Source organism: Duganella sp. Root336D2 (genome assembly GCF_001425005.1).
GTDB lineage: Bacteria > Pseudomonadota > Gammaproteobacteria > Burkholderiales > Burkholderiaceae_D > Rugamonas.
Genome location: NZ_LMDB01000001.1, coordinates 218,520 through 236,390 on the forward strand (window position 1 = coordinate 218,520; position 17,871 = coordinate 236,390).

Sequence of the window (17,871 nt, forward strand, 5' to 3'; positions counted from 1 at the left end):
GAATTCACGAAAGAAGAAAATGGAAAACAGCGCCCGCACCAAAATTCATCCAATGATTATCGCCGCAGCCGCCTCGGTTGCGCTCGTGAGCCTGGTTGGAGCCGCATCCATCGCCGGCCTGCTGCCGAACTCCCAAGCGACCACCATGCCAAGTGCGGCAGCCGCCCCGATAGCCGCCGTCGCAACGCCGGCAGCCGTTGCGGTCTCGGCGCCGGCGCCTGAACCCGAAGCACGCAAGGTAGTGGAGCACAGGACGCCGGCGCGCCGTAACTACCCGCCGGCGCAGCAGGTGGCGGCCGCTGAACCGCAAGCGCAAGCGCCAGCACCGGCCACGGTCGCTGCGCCACAGAATAGTGCTTTAGGCATCGGCATCGGCGCGGTGGTGGGTGGTTTGATCGGCAACCAGGTTGGCGGCGGCAATGGCCGCAAGGTGGCTACCGTGGTCGGTGCGATTGGCGGCGGTTATGTTGGCAACGAAATCGCCAAGCGCAACCAGCAGCAACCGCAGCCGCCGGCACAGCCGCAACAGTAACAAGGCCGATCAGATATGCAGCGCATGCCCCAACGCCCGCAGCGCTGCTTCCTGGATCGCTTCGCCCAAGGTGGGATGCGCGTGGATCGTCCCCGCCACGTCTTCCAGCGTCGCCCCCATCTCGATGGATTGGGCGAACGCCGCGGATAGCTCCGACACGGCCTTGCCCACTGCCTGCCAGCCGACGATCAGGTGATTGTCGCGGCGCGCTACCACCCGGACGAAACCGTCCTTTGATTCGAGTGACATGGCGCGCCCGTTGGCGGCAAACGGGAACACGGCCTCGATGAAGTCGATCCCCTGCACTCGTGCCTGCTGGGGCGTGGCGCCGGCCACCACGACTTCCGGATCGGTAAAGCACACCGCCGCAATAGCGGCAGGGCTGAAATGGCGGCGCTTGCCGCTAATGACCTCGGCCACCATTTCGCCCTGTGCCATGGCGCGATGCGCCAGCATCGGTTCGCCGGTCACGTCGCCGATCGCCCACACATCGCGCATCGAGGTGCGGCACTGGTCGTCGACCTTGATGAAGTGGCCATCCATGTCGATGCGCAGCTTTTCCAGGCCGAAGCCGCGTGTATTCGGACGGCGCCCGACTGCGACCAGCACCTGGTCCGCCGCCAATGCCGACTCTTCGCCGGCGGCATTTCGAATGCGCACCGCCACGCCCCCTTGCTCCAGCCCGAGCACCGAGCACCCAAGATGGGTCTCGACATCCAGTCCCTTGAGTGCAATGGCCACCGGACGGATCAATTCCGTATCGTAGGCGGGCAGGATCCGCTCCTGTGCCTCCACCACGGCAACCTGCGCCCCCAGCTTGGCATAAGCAATACCCAGTTCGAGACCGATGTACCCTGCTCCCACCACCACCAGTTTGCCCGGCACGGTCTTGGGCGACAGTGCTTCCGTTGCACTGATCACTTTCCCGCCAAACGGCATGAAGGGCAATTCGGTAGCATGCGAACCGGTGGCCAGCAGCAGGTGTTCGCAGCCGATACGCTGCGGGCTTTCGCCGTCGCGAACCACTTCGACCGTCTTGCCATCGACGATATTGGCCCATCCCTTGACGACGCGCACCCCGCTTTTCTTCAGCAATGCCGCCACGCCGCCGGTCAGGCGAGCGACGATGCCGTCTTTCCACAGCACGGTCTGGCCAATGTCGATGCGCGGCGCCTGCACCGAAATCCCGAGCGCCGATCCGCTCGCGAAATGGCTGGCTTTCTCAAATTCCTCCGCCGCATGGATCAGCGCTTTCGATGGAATGCAGCCGACATTGAGGCATGTGCCGCCAAGTTCCGCAGCTTCGACCAGCGTGGTCGGAATACCCAGCTGCCCGGCGCGAATGGCCGCAATATAGCCGCCGGGACCGCCGCCGATTACCAGCAGCGTAGTGGTGTGTTGATTCATTGATTACTCCACAAAGAGCATGGCTGGGCATTCGAGCAGGCCGCGGATGGTTTGCACGAACTGGGCGGCATCCATTCCGTCGACCACGCGGTGGTCGAATGAGGACGACAGGTTCATCATCTTGCGGATTACTACCGCCCCCTGCCGTACCATGGGCCGCTCCACGATCTTGTTGACGCCGATGATGGCCACTTCCGGATGGTTGATCACGGGGGTGGTGACGATCCCGCCCAGCGCACCGAGGCTGGAAATGGTGATGGTCGAACCGGACAGCTCGTCGCGCGTGGCCTTGCCGGTACGCGCAGCATCGGCAAGGCGCCCGATCTCTGCGGCACAGGACCACATATCGCGCGCCTCGGCGTGGCGCAGCACCGATACCATCAGCCCCGAATCGGTCTGCGTCGCAACCCCGAGATGGACGGCACCGTACTGCGTGACCACGCCCGCGTCGTCATCGAAGCGTGCGTTCATCTGTGGAAACTGGCGCAGCGCAACCACCAGGGCGCGCGCCAGCAACGGCAGCACCGTCAGTTTTCCGCGATCCTTGCCCCATTGCTCGTTCATGCGGAGGCGCAGGTTCTCCAGCTCGGTGACATCGACCTCCTCGACATAGGAGAAGTGAGGGATGCGGCGCTTCGATTCCTGCATTTTCTGCGCGATCTTGCGGCGCAGCCCTATCAGGGGAATCGCCTGTTCCGTGTGGATCTCGCGATAACCGCGCGCGACAGCGGCTGGTCCACCCTGGACGCCGCGCGCAGCATAAGAGTCGAGGTCCGCGTGCTGGATGCGGCCGGCTGGACCGCTGCCATGCACGAACTGCAGTTCAACACCCATGTCCCAGGCCCTCTTGCGCACTGCCGGCGAAGCGAGCGGACGTTCGCCGGGCTCACGCGCAACGCGGGTCGACGCAGGCGTGGACGCGTGCGCTGCCGGCGGCGCCGCGGCCTTGGCTGCAGCAGGCGCAGGAGCAACCGCCGCCGGCACAGGCGCAGCAGCGGCAACCGGCGCCGGTGGCGCAGCCTGCCCCGGTGCTGCAGCTGCAGCGGAAGCGGCAGCGGCAGCGCTTGCAGCCTGCGGTTTCAGGTTGCCCGCACCCTCCACTTCAATATGAATCAGATCCGCCCCAACAGCCATCACCTGCCCCGCCGCGCAACCCAGCATGGCCACGGTGCCGTGCACCGGCGACGGGATCTCGATGGTGGCCTTGTCGGTCATGACATCAGCCAGGATCATGTCCTCCGTAACGGCGTCGCCCACCTTGACATGCCACATGACCAGCTCAACTTCTGCAATGCCCTCGCCAATATCAGGCATCTTGATGACGTGAATACCCATCTTTATGCCTCCACCGTACGTTTGAACGCCGCGCCAACACGCGCCGGCCCAGGGAAATACGCCCACTCCTGCGCGTGCGGATAAGGCGTGTCCCAGCCCGTCACACGTTCGATCGGCGCTTCCAGGTGGTAGAAGCAATGTTCCTGCACCAGCGACACCAGTTCGGCGCCGAAGCCGCAAGTACGGGTGGCTTCGTGCACCACCACGCAACGGCCGGTCTTCCTGACCGACTCGACGATGGTCTCAAGGTCCAGCGGCCACAGGCTGCGCAGGTCGATGATCTCGGCATCGATGCCGGTCTCCCGCGCGGCGGCCTCGCATACCCACACCATGGTGCCGTAGGCAAGTACGGTGAGTTGCTTGCCCGGCCGGAAAATGGCCGCCTTGTCCAGCGGGACGGTGTAATAGCCTTCGGGCACTTCGCCCAAAGGATTCTGCGACCAGGGCACCACCGGCTTATCGTGGTGGCCGTCAAACGGGCCGTTGTATAAGCGCTTCGGTTCGAGGAAGATCACCGGGTCGTCGTTCTCGATCGAAGAAATCAGCAGTCCCTTGGCGTCGTAAGGATTCGACGGCATCACCGTGCGCAAGCCGCAGACGTGGGCGAAGACCGCCTCCGGGCTTTGGCTGTGCGTCTGGCCACCGTAAATGCCGCCACCGCATGGCGTACGGATGGTGATCGGCGCGGTAAAGTCACCGGCCGAACGGAAGCGCAGGCGCGCCGCCTCCGACACGATCTGGTCGTAAGCCGGGTAGATATAGTCGGCAAACTGGATTTCGATACATGGCCGAAGGCCGTACGCCCCCATGCCAATGGCCACGCCGACGATGCCGCCTTCGGAAATCGGTGTATCGAACACGCGCGATTTGCCGTATTTCTTTTGCAGGCCCTCGGTGCAGCGGAACACGCCGCCAAAGTAGCCAACGTCCTGGCCGAAGACCACGACATTTTCATCCTTCTCCATCATCACATCCATCGCCGAACGCAGCGCTTGGATCATGGTCATGGAAGTTTTTACTGTGTTTTCCGCCATCTCAGATCCCCAGTTGCTGACGTTGCACGCGCAAGTGTTCCGGCAATTCCTTATAGATGCCGTCGAACATTTCCGCGGGACTGAAGGTATGGCCGCTGGCCATGGTGCCGTACTGCTCGGCCTCCTTCTGCGCCGCCAGGACTTCCGCCTCCAGCCGTTTCTGGGTTTCCTCGTGCTCCTGCTCGGACCAGGCGCCGGCCTTGATCAGGTACTGCTTCAGGCGTGCGATCGGATCCCCAAGGGGGAAATGCGACCAGTCGTCGCCGGGTCGGTACTTTGATGGGTCGTCGGAGGTCGAATGCGGGCCCGCGCGATAGGTAACCCATTCGATCAGGCAGGGGCCGAGGTTGCGGCGCGCCCGCTCGGCGGCCCAGCGCGACGCCGCGTACACCGCCAGGAAGTCATTGCCGTCGACACGCAGCGACGCGATACCGCAGCCTACGCCACGCGCAGCGAATGTGGTGTCCTCGCCGCCGGCAATGGCCTGGAAGGTCGAGATGGCCCACTGGTTGTTGACCACATTGAGGATCACCGGGGCGCGATACACGTGGGCGAAAGTCAGTGCGGTGTCGAAGTCCGCCTCCGCCGTGGCGCCGTCACCGATCCATGCCGATGCAATCTTGGTATCGCCCTTGATCGCAGACGCCATGCCCCAGCCCACTGCCTGGATATATTGCGTCGCGAGGTTGCCGGAAATCGAAAAGAAGCCCGCCTTCTTCACCGAGTACATGACGGGCAACTGGCGGCCTTTGAGCGGATCGCGCTCATTCGACATCAGCTGGCAGATCATGTCCACCATCGGGTAGTCGCGCACCACCAGGATGCTTTGCTGGCGATAGGTGGGAAAACACATGTCGTCCACATTGAGCGCCAGCGCTTGCGCGGTGCCGATGGCCTCCTCGCCAAGGCTCTGCATATAGAAAGACATCTTCTTCTGGCGCTGCGCCATCAGCATGCGGCTATCGAAGATGCGCGTCTTCATCATGGCGCGCATGCCTTTGCGCACGGTTTCGATATCGATTTCGGGGACCCAGGGCCCGACTGCGTTGCCTTCGGCGTCGATCACGCTGATCAGGGAGTATGCGAGATCGCGCGTGTCCATGGGAGCCACGTCAACCTCGGGACGGCGCACGGCGCCGGCCGGCGAAAGCCGGAGATAGGTAAAATCAGTTGCACAGCCTGGACGTCCCGTCGGTTCGGGCACGTGCAGGCGAAGTGGTTCGCCCTTGCTCATTCAGATTCCTTCAATTGCGATGGTGACGCAGGACCAATCCTGGCGGGCCCGCAGCGGGTAGCGGCAGCCGGCCTGGATTGTGGAACCGCCCGCTGCGGATCGCAAAACGGGCACGAAAAACATTTCCTCAAAAGCAATGGTAGGGTAGCACGCTTTGCAATGCCGAAGGGTCACAATTAAAGTTTCACTAATGAATTGCCGTTAAGTGGGAATGAGCTCAATTTCCACTCTCTCCAACTGGCAACCAGCCAGCCGCTACGCGGCGCCGGCATCCGGCCGGAGCCTCAATCCGGTCGTCGCCAGGCTCGACGCGGCGGCCGGCACGTCGCCGCCGTCAACCATCGTCGCACTGAGCCCGGAAGCGCTCGCCGCTGCCGCCGCCCCGGTTTCGACGGGTCAGCGTTACCATGAGCTTGGTGCGGATATCCTGAAGCAGCTCGGCACCGGTTCGGTGATTCCGCCCGACCATACGAAATTGCCCGACACCGTCGACAACAGATTCGGGCTGAGCGTCACGACACGAAGTGGCGCCAAGCTTGAACTGACGCTGGCCAATATGGATGACGAAATGATCTTCCAGGTCAGTTCAAGCGCCGAGTTGAAGGATGATGAGCGCAAAGCCCTTGCCGGGCTGGCGGACGCATTCCAGGCCGCCATTGACGGAATGGCCGAACCGAATCCGCAAGTACGGTTAGGCGGCCTGACCCGGTTCGATCACCAGTTTGTGCAGTCCATCGACTTCCATGCCGAAGTGAAGACAGCCGACGCCACCACGCAAACCCTGGATTTCAGCATTGACGACGCGCGGCGCAAAGTGAGCATAGGCGGGCCCGATGGCAAGGCTGAAGTGAATGTGGATACGGGCGCCGTGGAGCACGTCGGCACCAGGCAGCAGCAGGCAAAGGCCATCAACAATTACCTTGCCCAATTCGACCAGGCAGTGTCGCGCGGTCACGGCGACAAGAGGTTGATGGCCATGTTCAAGGACGCTTTCTCGGACATGAATCGAACCGCTACCAGCGAGGAGCGCAAGGATGCGCTTGCTGCGGATTCCCGCTGGCAGCTGAACTCCGACCGCAGCACCCTCACCGGCCTTTCCGATTTCAGTGCTTCCGTCACCCAGACACCAACATCGAGCAATCCGCGCAAGCCGCTGGAACAGGATAATTTCTCCTACGATGTTTCGCAGTCGACCACGGTGAAGACCCCAACGCTCAACGAGCGCGCCATCAGCCAATCGCAGCAATCACACCTGGGGGCCCAATTCCATACCGCCATCGAAAAATCCAGTGCGCCCTTTTTCGACGGAACGCCGCAGACCCAGAACTATGAATACCATCAGATTGACGACAGCGCGCGCAGCAATGTCTCGCTGAACTTCAGGGACGGAAAGTTGAACAAGGCGACGTTGGAACAGATGGCAAATCAGTCGGAGCGGGTGCAGACGTTCCTGCTCGGCAAGCTGACAAAGGACAAAACCACCCCGAGCCAGCAGTCACTGGTGCGCGACCTGCTGCCTTCCCTTACCACCTATGAGCGCTACAAAACCGAAGAGGCGCTGAACGACAATATTTTCTTGCTCGGCTCCCCTGGTGAACTCGTGGCGCGCAACGAGCAGTTCTGACTGTTAGGCGAGCGAACAAATGCTGGTCGAGATGTTCGGCAAGCCCCGTTTGCGCAATTGACTCCATGATGTCCTGCAGTACCAGGTACCCTGCGCCGGAACAGCGCCAGCCCAGGCCAGGTTCGGAAATGAACGCCAGCGGTTTCCCGGACCCGAGTCGCGGGCAGTGCGCCGCAGCGGGTCGTGAAAATGCCGATAGCCGTCGGGAAGATAATGCGCCGCGGGCGCAGCCAGCTCGAGCCGGCCGGCCTGCGCCATCTTGCTGCCCGCATTGGCCATCCTTCTCAGCAAAGGCAGGAATTTGACGAACCTGGCGGCATCGTCGTTTACTTCGTAGAACCATACTTGCGCACAAGGTGTGGACCTTGTGCGCCCGCTGGCCGGAAGCGCGAAATTTCAGGATGGGCCATGCGGCCGGTAACGCGCCAGGATCGATTGGATGGTGCCACGCGCCTTAAGCGTCGCAATCGCCTGGTTCAGGTCCTTGATAGCAAGCTTGCCATGCGCGGGGATTGCACAGTAAGTATCAAAGTCCGTGATCTTCAGGTCGTAGGGAGCCAGGCGCTCCCGTTCAGGATGCACCTTGCGCTGCCAGTCGAAATAAATGCGGTTCGTGAAAATAAAGTCAAAGCGCCCAAGCAGCAGCTTCTCCAGGTTCTGGCTATCGTTGGCAGCGTTATCACGCGCGATCGCCGGCTGCAAGCGCTCGACTTCCGGGTAGCGGTACCCCCGGACAGTACCGACGCGCAGCCCTGCGATGGCATCCAGGGACGCTGGCAAAGGTCTTTCGCGGCGCATGGCAACAATCATCCGATTCGAGATGATCGCGTCGGACCAGAGGAAGGTCTGGTTGTCGAGCCACTCGGGCCGCAGGTCGCATAGCAAGTCGGCGTGCCCGCGCAAGAGTGCGCCTTCAACCCTGGTGCGTGGCAAGATCAGGTAGCGCGGCTGGAGATGCAACTGTTCACCCAATGCATCCCCGAACTCCTTGAGTATCCCGCCTTTCAATTCCTCGGCACGAATGTCGGTCATTGGCATGCCGCTGCCGTTCGAGATGGCCATCACCAGCTCCGCCGCATAGATGGTCTTTGGGATGAGAGTGATGGCAAACAACAGACGGAGTGAAAAGGACATCTTGATAGCGTTCCGGATGGCAAGCGCTACCATTCCTCAAATAGCGCCACGCCTCATCAGGGTGATGAAATCGATTATTGCACAGGATGGAGAGGCGCTGCATATCGGACGCTCCGGAACGGGCCGGGCGGGGTAACATACTGCAGCGCAGCAAAAACCGGCGGAGTCCTGATGGCAAAAGCAAATCCAGTATCCCAATTGCTGCGCAGCCTGGCACGCGCCGGTAAAGCACAGCAGCGTTTAGTCACCAAACTCGTCGCTGCCTCAGCGCCCAAAGCCGTAAAACGGACTGGCTCATCGTCCAGGAAGGTGCCAATCCGTTCGCACGAACGTAAGGATGTCCATCCCGCCCCGGGTAACTGGCAAGCCGGCCAGTTTGCATATCCGCTGCAATCCCGAAGCCATCTCGCACGGATGAACTATTGGCTGTATACGCCTGAACAGATCCCCGAAACTGTAGTCCGCCATGGCTGGCCCCTGATTGTGATGCTGCACGGTTGCCATCAAAGCGCTACCCAGCTCGCCAAAGGGACGCGAATGAATCACCTGGCAGAGGGCAAGGGATATGCAGTGCTGTACCCGCAGCAACCGCTCAGCATGCAGGCACAGCGCTGCTGGCGTTGGTATTCCTCGTCGGTACAGCAAGGCAGCGATGAAGCCGCTGCCTTGGCGGGACTGATTGAAAAGATCTGCACACAGTACCCAATCAACCGCAGCCGGATCTACGCCTGCGGCATTTCCGCCGGCGCCGGAATGGCCGCCATACTGGCGCTCAATCATCCTGAGTTGATTGCAGCGGTCGGCCTGCATTCGAGCCCGGTCTTTGGCGCCGCAAGCAATGCGGTGGATGGCCTGCGCGTGATGCGGCACGGTTCGGCAACGCCCGCCGAAGGCCCGATCGAACGCATCCTGGAGCATCGCAGGCGGCCTTCGCTGACTGGAGTTGCCCTGCCGATGCCGCTCATGCCGGTCCTGACCATCCAGGGCGACGACGATAAAGTGGTCCATCCGGTAAATCAGCAACAGCTCATACGCCAGTGGCTGCGATTGAATGGCATGCCCCATGACACAGGAGCGCAGCGTATAACGATCAAGCCATCCCTGCGCGGCGGCAGCCGGAACGCACACGAAATTCACGACTACCTGCTTGGCAATAAACCCGTGGTACGTTCAGTGCGCATTAGCGGCCTTGGCCACGCGTGGAGCGGAGGCGATCCATCGGAACGGTTCAATGCGAAAGCAGGTCCCGATGCTGGCCGATTGATCATTGATTTTTTCGGCAAGCATCGCCGCTAGGGCCCCTCGCCCATTGGAACAGGAATCGCCCCACCTTTTCTTCAATTTCCGATTCCACCGTCTTTAACCGCAAGATAGGGATCGCGTATTTTTTAAGGATGCTGTCCTTAAGGGCGTCAAGCTCGGCCTGGTGCGGCAAGTCATGCGAGCCGCCATCGACCTCGATCACGCCGAGAGGTGCCTTGCCGACCTTAAAATAGAGCACGAAGTCACAGCTCGCGCGATTCCGAATGAATTCCTTTTCGCGCGGAGTCAACGGCAGCCGGCTCGACGCCACCAGCTGAATCAGCGGCACCTGGCTGTGGAATTTCATCGTCTGGTGCGCTTCGTGCTTCAAGGCATGGCGCAGAATGGCTGCTACGATACGTTCGGACTTGAACTTTGAATCGCTATCGCGCAATTTATCATTGAGCCTCTCAAGGGACTGGTCATACTCTTCATATAGCAGGTCGAAGGCCGATACGACCGGAGCACGATAGACTTGATCAACGTCGGCATAATATTCCATGTAACGCAAAAGCGCAGCCACGTGCCCGGTACCTCCGCTGAAAACGCCGTCGCCAGTGACAAGCGTAAATCTTTCCCTGGCTCGCGACACAGCGACATTGACCAGGTGAGGATCGTCCACAAAGGCCAGCTTCTCCGAACCGCTGGTCTTTTTGTCCAGCACCGTGGAGAAGACGATCTCATCGCACTCCCGGCCTTGGAATTTGTGCACAGTTTCCTTCACAAAGTCCGATGGCAACAGCCCGCGCGATAGCGAAACTTGTGCCTTAAATGGCGCGATGAAGCCCCGGCTGTTTGCACCATCCCAGTCACTCGGTCCACTCCAATCGAGTGTTTCGAGGAATGAGTCCAGCTCACGACGATTGGCATTCCTGCGTTCATGATTTCCCTTGGCGGTCACAATCAGCCTCAGCGGCTTCTCGCCAGAGTCCAGGGTCATCGGTACAAGCTGATTGTCGTAGAACTGCTGGTTGCAGAACTGGATGATCCTTGGATGGCAACGATAGTGCTCCTTCAGCAGCGTCATTGGCATGGCGCTTCCAAATACCCCGATGCACGAATCGAGCAGGCTATATCTGTCGCAATCGTAAAACTCTGCTGGTGCGGCAAGGCCCGTTTTTGCAGGGATATGCGGCAACTGTTTCCTGTCACCGACGATGATCAGGTTTCTGGCGCAGCCAAGCGCCAGGATTCCTGGAACAATGTCCTGTTGCGACGCCTCATCGATAATGACGTAATCGAGTATCGTCCCCGGCGCGAGGGAATTGACAATCGAGTGTGCGCTGCTGCCGAGTACAGGGAATCGTTTCAGGAAAGCGTCAAAATCCTTGCGGTAGGTCTTTGCGCCGAACTCCACAGGAGGCTGCGGCGTTCGAGCCAGTTGCTGTTTCAGATATAACATCGACCCGGCGCTCAGCTCCTCCAGCAGCGCCTCGAAATTGCCCCTATCGAGCGCCTGTTGGCAGTCATCGAGTTCCGCCCCCTTCATCCGGAGCAGCTCTTCGTAGAAGTGCCGCTGGAGCGCGTAAATTACCGCCTTGCGCTTTTCCAGATTATCAAAGGGCTTCATGCGCAGGATTCTGAAATTGAGCAGGAGTTCGATCCTGTCTTTAATCCTGAGGCGCTTGTCTTCGAGGCAGGCCAGGTAAGCCATCAAATCCGTCGACTTTCCTGGAGAGAGCTTGTACTTCGTCACAGACAGCGGCGCCATCACCTCGTTTTCTTCCTGCCATTGCTGCAGGTACCGGAGTTCGATATTGATTTCATCGATCTCCGCCGTCAGCCGCGCTACCCTGCCCCGGGCCTGGAGAAGCCCGCTCAACTTGCGCAGGCAGATCTGGATTTGCTCCATACTCGGCGCCGCGGCAGGATCGCAGCTGTGGACCGGGGCAAGCGACTTGAAGAACTCATGGCGATTTTCCTGGCTCCCCAGCCTGGCAACCAGCCAGTCCAGGTCAACCTTGGCAAGCTTCTCGTAGACGTTGTCGACCGCGGCGTTGTTGTTGGACAGGATCGCAACGGTCTTTCCTCGCAACACAATATTTGCGACCATGTTCAGGATTGTCTGCGTCTTGCCAGTACCTGGCGGACCTTCAACCAGACTTACCTGGGACGTGAAGGCCTGCTCTACCGCCTGCAACTGGCTCTCGTTCACACCAAATGGATAGATCAGTTCCCCGTCCGGTTGCCGCGATCGCCACTGCCCCGAACAATACGCGTCAAGTACGCTGTCTTCATGTGCAGGCAGCTTCTCAAGTTGACGCAGGATATTCTCGGTGATTGGCCTGTCCGCTGGCGCAGACATCGCGATCCTGGCTTGCGCGACGTCCGCCAGGTAGCGAAATACTGGTCCCTCCTTGACGGAGGATACTGAACTAAGGGTAATACCCGACGCATTCCAGACGTAGTCGTTGGGGTTTCCGGCGTACCGTACCACCGCATAGCGTCCGCCGTAAATTTCGGCGCTGTCGATCGCATTGAACACGCTTCCACCCGCGCGCGACAGCAATCTCGCATCCACTTTGACGGTCGGTTGAATCCGGCATTTACCAAGCGGGTAATGAAACGACTTTCCCGAATGAAAATAGCAGGTAAGAACGAGCTTCTTCTCCTTGTTATCCCGCCAAATCTTCCAATCCTTCACTTGCCGGGTTCTATCGACATCATCCACAAATATGGAAACCATACCCGCCTAAGCCCGTACTTGCGGCAACCAGCCGGCCGTGTGCGCGACGGCGCCTTGGCGTGAACGTTCCGGGGCGGGCTGGATAAGCAATTGCTTGAATCTCCTGTGAAATGAAGTGCCGGGCGTGCGACCGCGCCCCGTACACTATAGGCCTTCCTTCCCGGGAGATTCTCTTGAAATGTCACCGCCGCATATTGATGATAGTTCGCGTAAAAAAGCCCCTGCGAAATTCAGGGGCGGCAGCTTAATGGTTATGGCGCGGTAAATCGTGGCCAACCCCGCGGTATGATACGGCCAATTCCAGGCAGGCCCCGGATTGCAACTGGCCGACGGTAGCGCGGTACAGCTCCTGCCACGGCGTCTGGCTGGGAGGGACCGGTGCCGGAGCCAGCTTTTTCCGCTCGGCGAACTCCTCGTCGCCGATCAGCACATCGCAGCGCCCCTCGTTCAGGTCGACGCGGATAATGTCGCCGGTGCGCAGCCATGCCAGGTTGCCGCCGGCCGCGCTTTCCGGCGATGCGTTCAGGATCGATGGGCTGTCCGAAGTACCGGACTGGCGGCCGTCGCCCAGCGTCGGCAAAGCGCTGATACCCTGTTTCAGCAAGGCATCCGGCGGCTGCATATTGACCACCTCGGCCGAGCCCGGCCAGCCGATCGGGCCGGAGCCGCGAATGACCAGCATGGTGCGCGCATCAATCTCGAGCGCAGGATCGTTGATGCGGGCATGGTAATCGTCCGAGCCGTCGAACACTACTGCGCGGCATTCGAACACGCCTTCATGTCCCGGTGCAGACAGGTAGCGCTGGCGAAAGTCCGCCGAGATTACACTGGTCTTCATGATGGCGAAATCGAACAGGTTGCCTTTCAGGACCAGGAACCCGGCCTGCTTCTTCAGCGGCTGTTCAAACGGATAGATCATTTCACGGTCGGAAGTGGCGCGGCCTTCCAGGTTGGCGGCCATGCTGCGGCCCGTGACGGTTGGGCGATCGGAAAGCAGGCGGCCAGCCTGCAGCAGCTCCCACATGATGGCCGGTACGCCGCCAGCGCGATGGAAGCGCTCGCCCAGGTATTTTCCAGCCGGCTGCATATTGAGCAGCAAAGGCACGTCGTACCCAAAGCGCATCCAGTCCTCCGGCGTGATTTCAACGCCGGCATGGCGCGCCATGGCCATGATATGCGGCTGTGCGTTGGTCGAGCCGCCAATGGCGGCGTTGACCACGATGGCATCCAGGAATGCCGCGCGCGTCATGACCTGCGATGGCCGCAAGTCCTCATGCGCCATGGCCACGATGCGGCGCCCGGTTTCATACGCCATCTGCCCCCGTTCGCGGTATGGCGCGGGAATGGCCGAGCAACCGGTCAGCGACATGCCGAGCGCCTCGGCGATCGCATTCATGGTGGAGGCGGTGCCCATTGTGTTGCAATGTCCCGAAGAAGGGGCGGACGCCGTTGCGATCTGCAGGAACTTCTCTTCATTGATCTGGCCCGCCGCCATCATGCGCCGGCCTTTCCAGATGGCGGCGCCCGAACCCACCAGTTCCCCGTCGAGCCAGCCGTCCAGCATCGGCCCGCCCGACAGCACGATGGCTGGAATGTCGACCGTGGCCGCGGCCATCAGCTGGGACGGGGTGCTCTTGTCGCAACCGGTCATCAGCACCACCGCATCAATCGGATAGCCGTGCAGGATCTCTACCAGCCCCAGGTAGGCCAGGTTGCGATCGATAGCGGCAGTCGGCCGCCGGCAATTCTCGAAAGTCGGGTGTACCGGGAATTCCATCGGAATGCCGCCGGCGTCGCGGATGCCCTCGCGCACCCGCTTGGCCAGTTCCAGGTGGATGCGGTTGCATGGATTGATGTCGCTGCCGCTTTGGGCGATGCCGATAATCGGCCGGCCGGACCGCAGTTCCTCGGCCGTGATGCCGTAATTCATGAAACGCTCGAGATAGAGCGCAGTCATGTCGATGCGCTCTGGATTGTCGAACCAGTCCTGCGAGCGGAAGCGGCGTTTGTTCATGGTGTCACCCTCCTTAAGCGCCATACCAGCCGCCATCGACAAAATACTCGCGTCCGCTGCAGCGCGCCGCGTTGGACGACGCCAGGAACAGCGTCAGCGCCGCGACGTCATCCGGCTCAACGCGTTGCGGCAGGCATTGCGCTGCCAGGATTGCCCCTTCGCTCTCCGGCGTCTGCCACAGCGCCATCTGGCGCGGCGTGTTGACCGCGCCCGGCACGATGCAGTTGACGCGGATGCCGTGCGGGCCCAACTCGCGCGCCAGGCCGCGCGTCAGGCCTTCGATGGCAGCCTTGGCCGCCATGTACAGCGGTAAGCCGGCCAGCGCAAGATGCCATGAGATGGAGCCGAAGTTCAGGATCACGCCGGCGCCTTTCGACTGCATGCCGGGCACCACCGCCTGGGTGCAGAAGAACTGGTGGCGCAGGTTGACGGCCAGGCTCTGGTCCCAGTACTGCGCCGTAACGTCCTGCACCTGGTGGCGCTGGTCGTTGGCGGCATTGTTCACCAGGACGTCGACAGCGCCGTAGTCGCGCGTAATGGCGGTAAACGCAGCGCCGAGTTGCTCCAGGTCGGTCAGGTCGCAGTGCACATAATGCGGCGGGTGGCTGCTTCCGGCCAGCCTGGCGGCCAGTTCGCGCGACGGTTCGTCCTGCACGTCCAGGAAGACCACCTGCGCCCCCTGGCCGGCAAAGGCTTCGACGATGGCAGCGCCGATACCGCTGCCGCCGCCAGTGACCACGACCAGTTTGCCCGGCAGGTCCGGATAGCGCGCAAATTCCATTGGTTTGCCAGCCATGTTCACTCCCCGAGCGCGATGCCGCGCTGCGCCAGGTTGCTGTACAGGGCACGCACGCCGAAGGTCCAGGGCGGCAGCTGGTCGCTGCGCTGCACGTGGTTGGCCAGGGTTCCCAGCGCCGGGCTGCTGATGCTGACGCGGTCACCCAGGTGGTGGGTGAAGCCGCCGCCAGCCGCAGCGCGGTCCTTGGTCGGCGAAAACATGGTGCCGAGGAAGAGCATGAAGCCATCGGGATACTGGTGGTGCTTGCCGCAGGTCTGGGCCACCAGGTCGAGCGGATCGCGGCTGATCTCGCGCATGCGGCTGGTGCCCGCCAGCTGGAAGCCGTCGTCGCCTTCGATCGCGAGGCTCACTTCCGCGTTGCGGATTGTGTCCATGTCGAAGTGCTGGTCGAACAGGCGGATGAAGGGGCCAATCGAGCACGAGGCGTTATTGTCCTTGGCCTTGCCCAGCAACAGGGCGCTGCGGCCTTCGATGTCGCGCAGGTTGACGTCGTTGCCCAGGGTGGCGCCCAGGGCCACGCCGGCGCCATTCACCGCCAGCACGATTTCCGGCTCGGGATTGTTCCATTTCGAGGATGGATGGAGGCCCACGGCGTCGCCATGGCTGACGGCAGACATTGGCTGCGATTTGGTAAATACTTCGGCGTCTGGTCCAATGCCCACCTCCATGTATTGCGACCACAAGCCCTGCGCCAGCAGGTCTTGTTTCAGGCGCATGGCTTCATCGGAGCCGGGGCGGATTTCGGACAAGTCGACGCCAATGCGCGACTGGATCTCACGCCGCAAGCCCGCGGCGTTTGCCGGATCGCCCTTTGCGCGCTCTTCGATCACGCGTTCGAGCAGGCTGACTGCAAAAGTGACGCCGCAGGCCTTGATGGCCTGCAGGTCGCACGGCGCCAGCAGGCGCAAGCCGCGGGCGGCGGCCGAGCCATCCACCAATTCTTCCGCCGTCCCGAGCAGCTCGCCGTGCAGGTTCGCCAGCAGTTCCTGCAGGCCGGCGCGTTCGAGCAGCGCGGACACGGTCGGCGCGTGCTGCGTGATGTCGAATACTTCGCCTTGGCGCACTACGACGACTGCAGGGCCCACGTTTTCGCGCCAGACACGCCCTACCAGCAGCGCCCGCTCCAGGTCGGCCGGCAATATTCCATTCGTCACTTGAATCTTCTCCCTGACTGGGTTGGTTGATTTACGAATGGAATGTTGCCCGCTAGCGCTGGTCTCGGCAATTATGAAAGTCACCAACGGCGTTCATAATTACGCGTACTGGGTTCTTCTATCGTAATTGCGCAATGTATTGGCCATGCCCGGGCATGGCGGCCACTGCCTGGCTGATGGTCTCGCGCAGCCGGCTGAAGTGCTCATGCAGGCGCGCCAGGTCGAAAAGGTCGACCAGCGGATCGTAGGCCCTGGGTACGATCCCCAGCCCCATCAGGATCGAGACGTGGGAAGCGACGCTAAAGCCGTCCCGGTCGTAAATGGCCACGCGCCCAGTGGCCCGGAACAGCTCGATCTGGTGCCGCAAGGTGTCCGGGATCGCCATATTGGCGCAATAGCGCCAGAATTCGGAATCGTCGCGCCGGGTCGCCTTGTAGTGCAGGATGATGAAGTCGCGCACATACTCGTAGCGCTGCGACACCAGCCGGTTGAATTCATCGGCCAGCTCCGGGCTGGCGTCACGGTCGGGGAAATACTGCAGCAGCCAGCCAACCGAGTTTTCGATGATATTGATGCTGGTCGATTCAAGCGGCTCCAGAAAGCCGCTCGACAAACCGATTGCCACGCAATTCTTGACCCATGACTTGCGGCGCCGTCCGGTGGTGAATCGCAGCTGGCGCGGGTTATCGAGGGCGCGGCCGTCCAGGCCGGCCAGCAGCACGCGTCCCGCCTCTTCGTCACTGGTAAAGCCGTTGCAATACACATGGCCATTGCCGGTGCGGTGTTGCAGCGGGATTCGCCAGGTCCAGCCGGCGCTGCGGGCGGTGGACGTCGTGTATGGCGTCAGGGGCTCCACCTTTTCAGAGGGTACGGCCTGCGCGCTGTTACACGGCAGCATGGCGCTCCAGTCGTCGTACCCGGCCTGGTAGACGCCTTCGATCAGCAGGCCGCGGAAGCCGGAGCAGTCGATGAACAGGTCGCCCTCGACGCGGCGCCCGTCGTTCAGCTTCACCGCGGTGATGAAACCCGTTTCAGGATGCTGCTCGACCTCACTGATCAAGCCTTCAATGCGCTGCACGCCGCGCTCCATTGCATAATCGCGCAGGTAGGCCGCGTACAGGCTGGCGTCGAAATGATAGGCGTAAGAGAAGGCATTGGTCGCGGCAGGCTGGTCGCCGTAAGGCTCCATGAAGCGGTTACTGCGTGCCATGGCGGTCGCTGTCGACCATTCCTCGTAGGACGGCATGTCCTTGTATTCGCGGGCCAGGCGCAGCCAGTAGGTCACCGGCGAACGGTTTTCGATGGTGGGGCCGAAGTCGCCGAAGCCGTGGAAAAAGCGGTTGCCAACATGCCCCCAGTCCTTGAACTCGATACCGAGCTTGTAGGTGGCCTGCGTCTTGCGGACGAAATCGGCGTTATCCAGCCCCAGCGCGTGGTTGAAGTAGCGGATGGTGGGCAGGGTCGCCTCGCCAACGCCCACCGTTCCGATCTCCGGCGATTCGACCAGCACGATCCGGCAGGCCTTGCCAAGCTTGAGCGCCAGCGGCGCAGCGCTCATCCAGCCGGCGGTGCCGCCGCCGACAATTACGATGTTCCGGATCGGCTTACCTGCCATG

General features: G+C 61.5%; 14 protein-coding genes. 3 read left to right on the top strand and 11 right to left on the bottom strand.

Features of this window, described 5'->3' with window-relative positions:
* The first annotated feature begins 52 nt into the window (after positions 1-52).
* Complete coding sequence (locus tag ASD07_RS31990; protein WP_255356969.1) at positions 53-532, top strand: glycine zipper 2TM domain-containing protein; 480 nt, start codon at positions 53-55, stop codon at positions 530-532.
* Positions 533-541: 9 nt separating this feature from the next.
* Here ASD07_RS31990 and lpdA read toward each other — a convergent pair whose 3' ends face one another.
* From lpdA to ASD07_RS00890, 4 genes are read right to left on the bottom strand one after another with little or no spacing between them, the layout of a single operon-like run.
* Positions 542-1,939 carry a dihydrolipoyl dehydrogenase gene (lpdA, locus tag ASD07_RS00875; RefSeq protein WP_055923799.1) on the bottom strand — a complete coding sequence of 466 codons (1,398 nt, stop codon included), beginning with the start codon at positions 1,937-1,939 and terminating at the stop codon, positions 542-544.
* A gap of 3 nt (positions 1,940-1,942) precedes the next feature.
* Positions 1,943-3,274 carry a dihydrolipoamide acetyltransferase family protein gene (locus ASD07_RS00880; RefSeq protein WP_055923802.1) on the bottom strand — a complete coding sequence of 444 codons (1,332 nt, stop codon included), beginning with the start codon at positions 3,272-3,274 and terminating at the stop codon, positions 1,943-1,945.
* A gap of 2 nt (positions 3,275-3,276) precedes the next feature.
* On the bottom strand, positions 3,277-4,308 hold the full coding sequence (locus ASD07_RS00885) for an alpha-ketoacid dehydrogenase subunit beta (protein WP_055923805.1): 1,032 nt from the start codon (positions 4,306-4,308) through the stop codon (positions 3,277-3,279).
* A 1-nt stretch (position 4,309) separates the two neighbouring features.
* Complete coding sequence (locus tag ASD07_RS00890) at positions 4,310-5,542, bottom strand: 3-methyl-2-oxobutanoate dehydrogenase (2-methylpropanoyl-transferring) subunit alpha (protein WP_055923808.1); 1,233 nt, start codon at positions 5,540-5,542, stop codon at positions 4,310-4,312.
* 211 nt (positions 5,543-5,753) lie between these two features.
* Between ASD07_RS00890 and ASD07_RS00895 the strand changes: the two genes are divergently transcribed.
* Entirely contained in the window at positions 5,754-7,166 is a 1,413-nt protein-coding gene (locus tag ASD07_RS00895; RefSeq protein ID WP_055923811.1) for a hypothetical protein, read from the top strand.
* A gap of 3 nt (positions 7,167-7,169) precedes the next feature.
* On the opposite strand, the gene ASD07_RS30580 is transcribed toward ASD07_RS00895, so the two are convergent.
* Together ASD07_RS30580 and ASD07_RS00900 are read right to left on the bottom strand one after the other, a co-directional pair.
* Positions 7,170-7,445, bottom strand: a complete 276-nt coding sequence (locus ASD07_RS30580) for a hypothetical protein (protein ID WP_156397800.1) — start codon at positions 7,443-7,445, stop codon at positions 7,170-7,172.
* Positions 7,446-7,562: 117 nt separating this feature from the next.
* Entirely contained in the window at positions 7,563-8,333 is a 771-nt protein-coding gene (locus ASD07_RS00900; protein ID WP_229207013.1) for an ABC transporter substrate-binding protein, read from the bottom strand.
* A 138-nt stretch (positions 8,334-8,471) separates the two neighbouring features.
* On the opposite strand from ASD07_RS00900, the gene ASD07_RS00905 reads away from it, so the two are divergent.
* Positions 8,472-9,596 (top strand): PHB depolymerase family esterase, encoded by a 1,125-nt coding sequence (locus tag ASD07_RS00905; protein ID WP_082507033.1) that lies wholly within the window; start codon positions 8,472-8,474, stop codon positions 9,594-9,596.
* On the opposite strand, the gene ASD07_RS00910 is transcribed toward ASD07_RS00905, so the two are convergent.
* The 5 genes from ASD07_RS00910 to ASD07_RS00930 all read right to left on the bottom strand — a co-directional run bounded on the left by ASD07_RS00910 (position 9,565) and on the right by ASD07_RS00930 (position 17,870).
* On the bottom strand, positions 9,565-12,288 hold the full coding sequence (locus ASD07_RS00910) for an AAA domain-containing protein (RefSeq protein WP_055923817.1): 2,724 nt from the start codon (positions 12,286-12,288) through the stop codon (positions 9,565-9,567). The two genes, ASD07_RS00905 and ASD07_RS00910, sit on opposite strands and share 32 nt — an antisense overlap.
* Before the next feature lie 244 nt (positions 12,289-12,532).
* On the bottom strand, positions 12,533-14,302 hold the full coding sequence (locus ASD07_RS00915; RefSeq protein WP_055925173.1) for an IlvD/Edd family dehydratase: 1,770 nt from the start codon (positions 14,300-14,302) through the stop codon (positions 12,533-12,535).
* A gap of 13 nt (positions 14,303-14,315) precedes the next feature.
* Positions 14,316-15,083 carry an SDR family NAD(P)-dependent oxidoreductase gene (locus ASD07_RS00920; protein ID WP_055923820.1) on the bottom strand — a complete coding sequence of 256 codons (768 nt, stop codon included), beginning with the start codon at positions 15,081-15,083 and terminating at the stop codon, positions 14,316-14,318.
* A gap of 17 nt (positions 15,084-15,100) precedes the next feature.
* Positions 15,101-16,255, bottom strand: coding sequence for a fumarylacetoacetate hydrolase family protein (locus ASD07_RS00925; protein ID WP_229207014.1), 1,155 nt, complete (start codon positions 16,253-16,255; stop codon positions 15,101-15,103).
* Between the two features lie 118 nt (positions 16,256-16,373).
* On the bottom strand, positions 16,374-17,870 hold the full coding sequence (locus ASD07_RS00930; protein WP_055923823.1) for a tryptophan halogenase family protein: 1,497 nt from the start codon (positions 17,868-17,870) through the stop codon (positions 16,374-16,376).
* Between the last annotated feature and the right edge of the window lies 1 nt (position 17,871).

Excerpts from the sequence above, each read along its gene's own strand:
- ASD07_RS31990 (WP_255356969.1), top strand. The coding sequence starts at position 53 with ATGATTATCGCCGCAGCCGCCTCGGTTGCGCTCGTGAGCCTGGTTGGA.
- lpdA (WP_055923799.1), bottom strand. The coding sequence starts at position 1,939 with ATGAATCAACACACCACTACGCTGCTGGTAATCGGCGGCGGTCCCGGC.
- ASD07_RS00880 (WP_055923802.1), bottom strand. The coding sequence starts at position 3,274 with ATGGGTATTCACGTCATCAAGATGCCTGATATTGGCGAGGGCATTGCA.
- ASD07_RS00885 (WP_055923805.1), bottom strand. The coding sequence starts at position 4,308 with ATGGCGGAAAACACAGTAAAAACTTCCATGACCATGATCCAAGCGCTG.
- ASD07_RS00890 (WP_055923808.1), bottom strand. The coding sequence starts at position 5,542 with ATGAGCAAGGGCGAACCACTTCGCCTGCACGTGCCCGAACCGACGGGA.
- ASD07_RS00895 (WP_055923811.1), top strand. The coding sequence starts at position 5,754 with ATGAGCTCAATTTCCACTCTCTCCAACTGGCAACCAGCCAGCCGCTAC.
- ASD07_RS30580 (WP_156397800.1), bottom strand. The coding sequence starts at position 7,445 with ATGGCCAATGCGGGCAGCAAGATGGCGCAGGCCGGCCGGCTCGAGCTG.
- ASD07_RS00900 (WP_229207013.1), bottom strand. The coding sequence starts at position 8,333 with ATGGTAGCGCTTGCCATCCGGAACGCTATCAAGATGTCCTTTTCACTC.
- ASD07_RS00905 (WP_082507033.1), top strand. The coding sequence starts at position 8,472 with ATGGCAAAAGCAAATCCAGTATCCCAATTGCTGCGCAGCCTGGCACGC.
- ASD07_RS00910 (WP_055923817.1), bottom strand. The coding sequence starts at position 12,288 with ATGGTTTCCATATTTGTGGATGATGTCGATAGAACCCGGCAAGTGAAG.
- ASD07_RS00915 (WP_055925173.1), bottom strand. The coding sequence starts at position 14,302 with ATGAACAAACGCCGCTTCCGCTCGCAGGACTGGTTCGACAATCCAGAG.
- ASD07_RS00920 (WP_055923820.1), bottom strand. The coding sequence starts at position 15,083 with ATGGAATTTGCGCGCTATCCGGACCTGCCGGGCAAACTGGTCGTGGTC.
- ASD07_RS00930 (WP_055923823.1), bottom strand. The coding sequence starts at position 17,870 with ATGGCAGGTAAGCCGATCCGGAACATCGTAATTGTCGGCGGCGGCACC.